Below are 1,776 nucleotides of genomic sequence, written 5' to 3'. Positions count from 1 at the left end.
AGAATGCGGGCACGCTCCCAGAGAGGCTGTGACTTCGACACTCCCAGACTCTCGCGTCTGGGAGCGCTTTTTTCGTCTTATGCAGGTGCAACTCCTGAGTCATTGGTAAGGTCGGTCATCCCTAAGTGTAGGACGTAGGTCAGTAGGCTGAAGTAGATGACTGGTCAGTTGGGGTGCTCAGCTTTCATTGTCACTTCCTCAACTGGATGTTGCCTGTCTTCACAAAAAACGCAGAATTTCTTGGCCAGCATGACTATTCCTTGTCCTACACGAAGTGCAACTCCTTGGGATGAGTCTGCTAATGAGTGTCGTTTGGCATCTTGTAAATTACAAAAACTAACTGCTGAAACGCGCTTTTAGCTCTCTTTGTAACTTCGAAACAATTAGACCAGCTTGACGCAGAGACGAATAGCAATTTAAGAGACCACCAATAATCTCAATGGTCACTTTGTGAAGCATGACGTGGAGCTCTGCAACTCCTCCAGCTTTTTTTCGGCCTATAGTCGAACCATGGCCGCCTTCTTATGAAATTACCCCGGCTTTCCTCGTGATTCCTGGCTTCAATTTCACAGCGCACTGGCGCCAAGGCGGGCTCGACCTCACGATTTTCGGTCTGTTCCTTCTGTTAGGTTTCCTCACGCTTCCCTTTCCCTCTAGACCTCCATCCCAAGTCGAATTGACCTGGGGTGGAGTCATCCAGTTGCTGACTCTGCTTCTCTTTATGGTCATCTTGTTCTGCATCTCGACCTTTACCTCATTCTTACGAGGACAAAGGCGAACCACGCTCCCCCTCAGCTTGTTTTTTGGACTCATCGGCTACGTTCTCCTCCGCATGGCCGCCACCTCTCTCTGGGGTGTGCCTATGCTCTCGCCTGCGCTCATCTCGCTCCTCACCTTGTTAGCCGTCATGAGCAGTGCCCTCTTCGCCCTGGGAACATATCTCAGGCTCAGAACATCTCAACGCCATGCCTATCAGCGCACCATTCTCGATCCTTTAACTGAGTTCCTGAACCGTTTCGGCCTTCAGCAGGATCTGCTGCACCTCCCCTCGGCACCCGTCGTCCTGGCCGTTCTGGATGTCAATCAGCTCAAGGTCATCAATGACCAGTATGGCCACAGTGAAGGAGACCGGTACCTTCAGACGATCAGTCAACACCTCAAGGCACACCTGGCCGACGAGACCGTGTTGTGTCGTTGGGGCGGGGACGAGTTTGTCATCTTGTTTCCAGGGCACCCTCAGGACGAGGTGCGCAAGATCCTCACCACAGTTCAACAGGCGATCCCCAGTGTCCTTCCCGGCATTTGCGCCTTTTCGTTTGGCACCGCCGTCTTCGAGACGACAACGCAGTTCGAACGAGCGTTCGCCCTCGCCGATCATCAAATGTACGGAGAAAAGCAGCAACAGGCCCTCACCGGAGATCCGGCAACCATAGACTTGGGCTTGTACGCGTTTTCCCAGCAACTCGAAGCGCTGGCGACCCCGGAGGAAGTTATCCGTACAGGTCTCGCACGGACCCGGACTCTCCTGCACTTCGACATGGCCACGTATATCGAAGTCTCAGCAAACGGGATGCTGGCCCGTCATCTTGATCAGGACCCAGCTGTCACGGCCCTGCTTCCGGGGTTCGTCTTGAATCTCCACGTACCACTTACGCCTATGCCTGCCTTAGTCGTGAGGACTGGGGCGACAGTCATCAGTGTCGACTACCCGAACCATCCCCTGGCCTTTGCTTCCTGGATTGAGGCTGGCGTCAAGACCACCATCCTCACGCCAGT

The 1,776-nt window shown here is 53.9% G+C and carries 1 protein-coding gene; it reads left to right on the top strand.

What is annotated here, in order from left to right:
• Positions 1 to 547: 547 nt before the first annotated feature.
• Positions 548 to 1,776 (top strand): GGDEF domain-containing protein (locus ASF71_RS21510; RefSeq protein WP_162243157.1); only part of this gene is annotated, 1,229 nt, incomplete at its 3' end.

The organism is Deinococcus sp. Leaf326, assembly GCF_001424185.1.
Lineage (GTDB): Bacteria > Deinococcota > Deinococci > Deinococcales > Deinococcaceae > Deinococcus.
Note: the sequence above shows the minus strand (reverse complement) of the source record. Positions and strands in the feature narration are given on the sequence as shown.